11 protein-coding genes are annotated in these 7,802 nt (G+C 71.7%); 9 read left to right on the top strand and 2 right to left on the bottom strand.

Features of this window, described 5'->3' with window-relative positions:
• Nucleotides 1–110: 110 nt before the first annotated feature.
• Nucleotides 111–1,514 (top strand): type VII secretion integral membrane protein EccD, encoded by a 1,404-nt coding sequence (gene eccD / locus ACFFCA_RS18645; RefSeq protein WP_375487570.1) that lies wholly within the window; start codon nt 111–113, stop codon nt 1,512–1,514.
• On the opposite strand, the gene ACFFCA_RS18640 is transcribed toward eccD, so the two are convergent.
• A complete protein-coding gene (locus tag ACFFCA_RS18640) occupies nt 1,499–2,140 on the bottom strand; it encodes a hypothetical protein (RefSeq protein ID WP_375487568.1) in 642 nt (213 codons plus the stop codon). The genes eccD and ACFFCA_RS18640 overlap by 16 nt on opposite strands.
• A gap of 13 nt (nt 2,141–2,153) precedes the next feature.
• The gene (locus tag ACFFCA_RS18635) at nt 2,154–3,293 is read right to left on the bottom strand and encodes a type VII secretion protein EccE (protein WP_375487566.1); all 1,140 of its coding nucleotides are present in this window, start codon (nt 3,291–3,293) and stop codon (nt 2,154–2,156) included.
• Between the two features lie 87 nt (nt 3,294–3,380).
• On the opposite strand from ACFFCA_RS18635, the gene eccB reads away from it, so the two are divergent.
• From eccB to ACFFCA_RS18595, 8 genes are all read left to right on the top strand, one after another.
• Nucleotides 3,381–4,796, top strand: coding sequence for a type VII secretion protein EccB (gene eccB / locus ACFFCA_RS18630; RefSeq protein ID WP_375487564.1), 1,416 nt, complete (start codon nt 3,381–3,383; stop codon nt 4,794–4,796).
• A 200-nt stretch (nt 4,797–4,996) separates the two neighbouring features.
• Nucleotides 4,997–5,308 carry a WXG100 family type VII secretion target gene (locus ACFFCA_RS18625; RefSeq protein ID WP_375487562.1) on the top strand — a complete coding sequence of 104 codons (312 nt, stop codon included), beginning with the start codon at nt 4,997–4,999 and terminating at the stop codon, nt 5,306–5,308.
• Nucleotides 5,309–5,325: 17 nt separating this feature from the next.
• Nucleotides 5,326–5,613, top strand: coding sequence for a WXG100 family type VII secretion target (locus ACFFCA_RS18620; protein WP_375487560.1), 288 nt, complete (start codon nt 5,326–5,328; stop codon nt 5,611–5,613).
• Nucleotides 5,614–5,692: 79 nt separating this feature from the next.
• Nucleotides 5,693–5,980: a WXG100 family type VII secretion target gene (locus ACFFCA_RS18615; RefSeq protein ID WP_375487558.1), complete on the top strand. Its 288-nt coding sequence runs from the start codon at nt 5,693–5,695 to the stop codon at nt 5,978–5,980.
• 45 nt (nt 5,981–6,025) lie between these two features.
• Entirely contained in the window at nt 6,026–6,334 is a 309-nt protein-coding gene (locus ACFFCA_RS18610) for a WXG100 family type VII secretion target (RefSeq protein WP_375487556.1), read from the top strand.
• Nucleotides 6,335–6,347: 13 nt separating this feature from the next.
• Complete coding sequence (locus tag ACFFCA_RS18605) at nt 6,348–6,635, top strand: WXG100 family type VII secretion target (RefSeq protein ID WP_375487554.1); 288 nt, start codon at nt 6,348–6,350, stop codon at nt 6,633–6,635.
• 15 nt (nt 6,636–6,650) lie between these two features.
• Complete coding sequence (locus ACFFCA_RS18600; protein ID WP_375487552.1) at nt 6,651–7,052, top strand: hypothetical protein; 402 nt, start codon at nt 6,651–6,653, stop codon at nt 7,050–7,052.
• The coding region (locus tag ACFFCA_RS18595) for a hypothetical protein (protein ID WP_375487550.1) at nt 7,052–7,802 on the top strand (751 nt) is incomplete at its 3' end. The genes ACFFCA_RS18600 and ACFFCA_RS18595, both read left to right, overlap by 1 nt.

The following is a 7,802-nucleotide window of genomic DNA, read 5'->3' as shown; positions in this document are numbered from 1 at the left end:
AACCAGAGATGCCGGGGCTCTGCCGGCCGAACGGAGTGAGGTCGTGAGCGACGCTTGCGGAGCGAACCAAAGATGCCGGGGCTCTGCCGGCCGAACGGAGTGAGGACGCCGTGACCGTCTCGACGTCGGCCAACGTGGTGGCCAACAGCTGTCGGCTGACCATCATCTCCTCGACCCAGCGGGTGGACCTCGCCGTCCCGGTGCAGATCTCGGTCGCCGAGTTGCTCACGATCGTGGTCACGAGCCTCGGCCCCGATGCGGCCGACCTCGGGGCCAGCGAGGGCGGCTGGGTGCTGCAACGCGCCGGCCAGGACCCGTTGAACCCGGCTGAGACGGTGGCGGCGAACGGTGTCGTCGACGGCGACGTGCTGCACCTGCGCACCCGGTCGACCAAGCTGCCCGAGCTGGCCTTCGACGACGTCCTCGACGCGGTCGCCGACGGCGTCCTCACGCGCACCAGCCGGTGGACGGCCGTCCAGACCGCGCGTGCGGCCACGGTGTTCGCGGGCGCGTTGCTGGTCTTCACGGCGCTGATCGCCCTGCTCGTCGGACCGACGTGGGTCGCGTCGTCGATCACGCTCGGGGTCGGCGCGATCCTGTTGGGCGCGGCGTCCGTCGCGGTCGGCCGGGCCTTCCACCTCCGCGGCGCCGCCCTGACGGCGGCCGGTTTCGCGATCGCCTACGGTGCCGGCTGCGGCGCCACCGCGCTCGGCGGCCACCGGCAGCTCACCGACTTCGGCGCCCCGCAGGCGCTGGTGGGCGTCAGTGTCGCGCTGCTCGCGGCCGTCGTGCTGCTCATCGTGCTCGGCGACGGGTTGGGCGGGTTCGTGGCCGTGGCCGCGCTGACCCTGCTCGCCGCCATCGGCACCGCGGTCGCCACCGGTTTCGATCTGCGCCCGGCTGCCACGGCCGGCGTCATCGCCGCCGTCGGCCTCGCCTTCTCGCCCTTCCTGCCGACGCTGTCGTTCCGGCTCTCCCGACTGCCGCTGCCGGTGATCCCGCTGGACGCGGCGGACCTACGCCGGGACACCGGCACCGTGGACGCCCGTCAGATCCTGGGTCAGGCGGTGCGCGCCGATCAGTTCCTCACGGGTCTGGTCGGCGGCGTCTCGCTGGCCATCGCGGGCTCGGCGGTGGCCCTCGCCGGCCAGGGCGTCTCCGAGGAGATCCTGGCCGTCGTGCTCGGCGTCATCTGCCTGCTGCGGGGCCGACTGTTCACCGGACGCGGGCAGCGGGTCCTGCTGCTCGTCTCCGGAGCCGTCGCGCTGGGCGCCGAGCTCGTGGCGGCCGTCCTGGACGCGCACGGCACCGTCCGCCTGCTGGCCTTCGCGGTTCCGGCGGCCGTCGCCGCCCTCGTTGCGCTGGGCCTGGCGGTGGTGCTGCCCGGGCGTCGCTACGCCCCGCCGGTCGGCCGTGCCGCCGACGTCGTCGAGTCCCTGCTGGTGCTGTCGGTCATCCCGCTCGCCCTGGGCGTGATGGGCGTCTACGGGGCGGTGCGTCAGCTGGCGAGCTGAGCCGCGCGGGCCAGCGCCTGGGCCTCGGCCGGTGTCGGGTCGAGCGTCACGTAGTCGACGTGCCCGCGGCGGACGACGGCGAACGAGGTCGCGTCGAGGCGGGCCAGGGGTTCGGCGGCGCGCACCGGGAGGTCGAAGGCGCGGGCCACGCCGGGCACGAACTCGGCGGGCAGCGCCCCGAACACCGTGACGTCGCCGCGCGCGAAGCCGACGAGCTGCGCGGGTGTCCATCGCGGACGCAGTTCGAGCCGGCACTGCCAGGGCTGCACCTCCTCGGCACCCCGGATCGCCTCCCGGTCACGCACGACGAGTGTCGGGCCGACCCCTCCGGCCGACGCCCGGGCCTCGGTGTCGCCCACGAGATGTCCGGCCCCGTCGCCGAGAAGGGGACGCCAGGCGCCCACCCGGTCGGTGACGACCTGGACGGGCGTCCCCGCCGCGGCGACGCGTAGGACGAGCAGCCGCACCGGATCCGGCCGGGTCGCCACGACCATGCGCGTGCCACTGAGACGGAACAACCGCAGCCGCACCGGACCGTCCCGGCCGACACCCAGCTGCACGCCGGAGGTCGGGGCGCCGACGATGGCCCGCTCGTCCAGGCGCACGTCGAGGATGCCCCGCTTCATGCCCTGGACCCGTTCACGCCGGCTCACCGACGCCGAGCGGAGTGGTGGCCACCAGCAGCGCGCCCTGCTCGCCGCCGGAGCGCTGCATCACGAGGTCGTACGCGCGGCCCAGCAGCATCATGGCCCGGCCGGAGTCGGGCGCGGCCTCGGAGTCCGGGACGCTGAAGCGCAGGATCATCGCCACCTCGACGTCCTCGAGACGGGCCCGTCGGGCACCGCTCGCCGCCGGCCCGCGATCCCGGCCCGGCCGGCGGCGCAGGAGCAGCGTCGACCCGACGACCGCCGACGGCGCCGCGGCCGCGAGCCGGGCCACCCGGTCGGGGACGTCGGACCCGCTACCGCCGACGGCGAACGACACCGAACGGGTGCCGGCCACGCGGACCTCGCCCCACGACTCGGTCGAGCGGGCACGACGCCGGCCGCCGGCGGCAGCAGCCGGTCCCATCCAGGCCGCGAACAGGCTGCGGACGGCAGGCTCGCGCAACCGCCGGACGGCCAGCCCGGCCGTCGACAGCGTCTGCTCGGCCTGCACCGCGCAGCGGCGCAGGATCTGGTTCATCGCCTGCTCCCCGCCGCCCCGCGCGGCGATCGCCGCCGCGGCGCGGCGGGTGTCCAACGTGATCAGGCAGTACCGCGCGGCAACCGGGCTCAACGCGTGGTCGGGTCCGGCCGGAGCGCCGGAGACCACCTGTGCCGGTGTCGTCAGGGTGAACAGCCGCACGCTGGACAGCGGCACATCCTCGACCTGCATGAGCTCGGCGAGCAACCGGACGGGCACGGCGGCGTCGTCGTTGACCACGTCGTCGAGCCCGAGCACGAGCGGCAGGCACCACGTCGTCCCGACCCGTACCGCGCCGAGGTCCCCGCCGCTGCGCGCGCCCGGAACGGTCACGACGGTGTAGCCGCCGACCAGTGCCTCCAGGCCTCCCTCGTCACCGGCGGCGATTCGCCGACGGCGACGCACGAGACCGACCCACGACGCACCGGCCTGGTAGAGCCAGCGCCGGTGCAGGGGGACGACGGCGACGAGCAGGACGGCGGCACCCACCGAGGGACCGACGATCGTCCAGACGCCGCCGTAGGCCAGGCCGCTCAGCGCCGCGGCCGCGGCCAGCTCGAGCAGCACAAGCTGCGCGAAGGCGAACCTCGGCACGCGCCCCTCCCAGCCTCAGACCGTCGTCGGGCGCTGATCATTGCATCTCGGGGCGCACGGCGGTGCGCTAGCCGTACCCTGTCGCTCGTGCAGACGCGCCGCGACCAGCTGCAGGCCTACCGGTTCCAGAACCGTCGCGCGCTGGCCGCCCTGGTCACCGGCGAGCCGAACGTGGTCGAGGCGCCGATGCGCCGGCTCACCGTCACCACGCTGTCCGGCATCATGATCGCCGTCCTCGTGGTCGCCGGCTTCGCGGTGTTCGGCCTGATCAAGCCCGCGGCCGACGACGACTGGAAGGCCAACGGCGCCGTCATCGTCGAGAACCAGACGGCCGCGATCTATGTGCGGATCGGCGGGGTGCTGCACCCGGTCCTGAACTACGCGTCGGCCGTCCTGGCGGTCTCCGGCACGCAGCACGCCAAGATCGTGCACGTCGACCGGGACGTGCTCGACGGGACGAAGCGCGGCACGACCATCGGCATCGCCGGGCTGCCCACCTCGCTGCCTGCCGCGGGCGGTCTCGTCACCTCGCCGTTCACCGTGTGCTCGCGCACCCAGGCGGGCGTCGGCACCACGCTCACGACCAAGGTGTCCGTCGAGATCGGCGACAGCCTCGGGTCGACGACGCTGCGTGCGGGCGACGGCGTCGTCGTCCGTTCCGCGGCCGACGGCGCCGACTACCTGCTCGCCGGCGGCCGTCGCCTGTCCATCGGTTCGAGCAAGGTCGCGGCGTCGCTGCAGCTGAACACCGCGCAGGCCCTGACGGTCGGAACGGCGTTCCTCGACGGCGTGCAGGCGGGGACACCCCTGCGCACCCCGACGGTCGCCGCGGCCGGTTCCACGTACCCGACGCAGATCGCCGGCCGTTCGATCAGGGTGGGCCAGCTGCTGCACGACACCGACGACAGCCGTTTCCTGCTGGTACTGCCCGACGGCGTCGCCGACCTCACCGAGGTGCAGGCGCGCCTGCTCGAGACCGTTCCGCTGCCGCCGGACAACGCCATCGCCGCGCCGGTCGACGTCACCCGCAGCGACGTCATCGACCTGCGACAGTCGACCGCCGACTGGCAGGCCGTCCAACAGCAGCTGACGGGGCTGCCGACGTCCGTGCCGAAGCTCAGCGATCTTCCCCGTCAGCGGGGCGGCGTCTGCGTCCTGTACCGCGGCGGCACACGCACACCGTTGCTGGCCGCGCCACCGAGCCTGCTGCCCAGCTACTCGCTGCCGCAGGTCTCGCAGTCCGCGCTGTCGGCCCGCGGCATCGCCGACAGCGTCGCCGTCGCCGGTGGCAAGGCGGCCCTGGTGCGGTCGAGCGACCACTCGACCACGACCTCGCTCGTCGCCGAGCCCGGGCAACGTTTCGCGGCCACATCGGCCGGCGTGCTCAGCGGCTTCGGCTACGACCACGTCACCCCTACGACCGTGCCGGCGCAGCTCCTGACGTTGATCCCGGTCGGCCGCGCGCTCGATCCGGTGGCCGCGCGCACCCCGGTCTCCGACTGATCCGAGGCCCTGCCTCCACCGGTGTTAAATCGGTGTTTTGATGGCATCCCCAATAGGGGATAAGCATTTCGTAAGCGCAAAAACGGCGCTTTCCGGTGGCTACCCGGAAATGCCCTTAGTACGTTTTCGTCATCACGGAAATTGATCAGCCGCAGGCGCCGACACCGGTGTTCGCGACCGTCTCACGAGGAGGAACGACCGTGCCGCAGTACACAACCAGCCAGGAGGCCATGGCCGCCGGCGCCACCAAGGTGGAGAACGCGTCCACCGAGATCCAGGGCCACATCGGCGCATTGCGCTCCGAGGTCGAAACCATGATGGGCGGCTGGCGTGGCGAGGCCGCGGCGTCGTTCATGCAGGTCCACGAGGCCTTCGAGTCGCAGGCCAACAAGATCAACGCCGCGCTGCGCCGGATGCACGAGGCCCTCCAGGCCACGCACCGCACGTACGGCGGGCAGGAGAGCACGCAGACCCAGACCCTGACCGGGCTCGCCGGTCAGATCAACGGCTGAACGGAAGAGGGATAACCATGGGCGAGATCAGCGTCAAGTTCGAGGCCCTCGAGGCCGGCGCCACCGGAATTCGGAACAACTACACCCGGCTCACAGGCACGATCGAGCAGCTCGAGACCGACCTGCAGCCGATGATCGCGAGCTGGAGCGGTGCCGCGCAGGAGTCCTACCTGGCCTGCAAGCGGCAGTGGGACGAGGCGGCGACCGCGCTGTCGCAGGTGCTGAACAGCATCGGTTCCGCGGTCAACGACGCGCACCAGAACTACACCGCGGCCGAGTCCGCGGCGCAGGCCAACTGGAGCTGACCGACGGGCCGGGTGGGCGATCACCCACCCGGCCGGCGGGTCGCACGACACACACGCACGCGGAGGGGAAGCGCACGCCATGCCCGAGATCGAGGTCAACCTGGGAACGCTGGAGTCCGGCCAGGCCGGCGTCCAGCAGACCTTCTCTCGACTGCAGGGCACCCTCGATCAGCTCGAGGCCGACCTCAAGCCGATGATCGCGAGCTGGAGCGGCGCCGCGCAGGAGTCCTACCTCGCCTGTCATCGGCAGTGGACCGAAGCCGCGCAGTCCCTCGCGAACGTCCTCAACTCGGTGGGCCGGGCCGTCGGCACCGCCCACGAGAACTACTCGACCACCCACCAGGCCACGATCCGGGTCTGGGCCTGACCCAGCCGCGTCACGCGGCCTCTCGCGAAAGAGTGCTGATCTTCCATGAGCTACGGAGTCGATACCGACGCGATGCAGCGATCGGCCGGTCAGATCGGCGTTGCCGCCGAGCAGATCGACACGCTGCTCGGCAAGATGCGCGCCGACGTCAACACCATGCTGGAGGGCTGGTCCGGCGGCGGCGCCGCGGCCCACCGCTCCATGCACGCCCGTTTCGAGGCGGACGTGGTCGCGATCAACACCAACCTGCGCCAGATGCAGGCCGCGCTGCAGCAGACCCACGCGTTGTACCTGAACCAGGAGAACGCGCAGAACAGCGACCACATCGGCATGCGCAACACGATCGCGCAGTGACGAAGGAGCGGACATGGACCCCATCTACGTCAACCACCCATACCTGAGCGAAGCGGCAACCAACCTCGCCGGACACAAGCGGGCGTTCGACGAGGTGCTCCTGGGTCTCGAGTCGGATCTCGCGCCGATGATCGGCACGTGGAGCGGCCAGGCCCGCGACCTCTACCTGCAGAAGAAGGCGGCCTGGGACCGGGCCGCGGGAGACCTCAGCAACCTGCTCGCACACATCAGCACGCTCACCGAGGCGGCCTACACCGGGTACTGCCAGGCAGTCGCCGACGTGCACGCGACGTGGTCCTGAGCCGGGAGGAGAACCATGGCACCGCAACCCAGCAAGCCGAGCCGAGTCGACGTCAAGCAACTGCAGAGCGTGGTCACTGACCTCACGGCGCTGCAGAACCTGGTCCAGGACCCACCACCGGGTTCGTTCACCGCGATCGGCCAGGAGATCAAGTCCAACCTGGGCTCGCAGACCTCGGACAACGGGCTGGTCGACATCGCCGGTATCGACGACGTCGACAAGCGCTACCAGGACGCGGTGACGACCACCAACCAGGCGTGGCCCGACGTCACGAGCGGCATCAGCGCGCTGATCGGGATGCTCAACGACACGATCAACAAGCACATGACGGCGGATCACCACGCGGCTGACGGCGCGAACGACACCAATACCAGCACTACCGGCGGTACCGGCACCACCGGACGAGGGGGCCACTGATGAGTTTCGATCCGTCTGACACCGCAGCGGCGTACCACGACCCGTCCTTGCGCGGCGGCGAGACCTCCGACCTCGATTACCACTGGTCGTCCGGCTCGAACTGGTACGGCACGAGCAAGCACGACGGGAAGGCGAAGGCCCTGCAACACATCCAGAGCCAGCTGGACGCCACCGCCCTGTCGGACAAGGCGGAGGCGTGGGGCCGGATCCGTGACCACGCGCTGACCGTGCACTCCCGGCTCCAGCAGGCCTACAACGACGCCTTCTCCCAGTGGGAGGGCGACGACGCCGATCGTGCCCGCAAGACCTTCGGGTTCGCCGTGGCCTCGGCGAAGTCGGTGCACGACGCCGCCGACGGGATGCAGAAGGGCACGTCGAGCCTCGCGTCGATGGCCACGAGCGTGAAGGCCCTGGACTCCTCGTCCCCCAGCGGTTGGGGGGCGCTCGGCAATGCCGCCCTGGACGTCACCACCCCTGGCGTGATCGCGAAGGCCACCGGTATCGCCGACGACACCGACGGTGGCGGTGCGAACCTCGACGCAGCCGTCAAGCAGATGAGCACCGGGATCTCGCAGGCGACAACGGCCATGCCGAGCAGGATGACGTGGCAGGTCAAGACGGACCCCGCGACCCGTGCCAGCCAGGGAGGCAACACCCCTCCCCCCAGCACCAAGGGGGTCGGGGGGGTCACCGCGCCCAACGCGGGCGGCGGGGCAGGCCACCAGTCGGCGTCGACGGGCGGCATCGGCA

Origin of the sequence: uncultured Jatrophihabitans sp. (genome assembly GCF_964252635.1) — a bacterium.
Lineage (GTDB): Bacteria > Actinomycetota > Actinomycetes > Mycobacteriales > Jatrophihabitantaceae > Jatrophihabitans.
The sequence above is the reverse complement of the archived record's forward strand: the minus strand, read 5'-3'. Positions and strand labels throughout refer to the sequence as shown.

Coding starts and splice junctions, on each gene's coding strand:
- ACFFCA_RS18640 (WP_375487568.1), bottom strand. CDS start 2,140: ATGAAGCGGGGCATCCTCGACGTGCGCCTGGACGAGCGGGCCATCGTC.
- ACFFCA_RS18620 (WP_375487560.1), top strand. CDS start 5,326: ATGGGCGAGATCAGCGTCAAGTTCGAGGCCCTCGAGGCCGGCGCCACC.
- ACFFCA_RS18615 (WP_375487558.1), top strand. CDS start 5,693: ATGCCCGAGATCGAGGTCAACCTGGGAACGCTGGAGTCCGGCCAGGCC.
- ACFFCA_RS18610 (WP_375487556.1), top strand. CDS start 6,026: ATGAGCTACGGAGTCGATACCGACGCGATGCAGCGATCGGCCGGTCAG.
- ACFFCA_RS18605 (WP_375487554.1), top strand. CDS start 6,348: ATGGACCCCATCTACGTCAACCACCCATACCTGAGCGAAGCGGCAACC.
- ACFFCA_RS18600 (WP_375487552.1), top strand. CDS start 6,651: ATGGCACCGCAACCCAGCAAGCCGAGCCGAGTCGACGTCAAGCAACTG.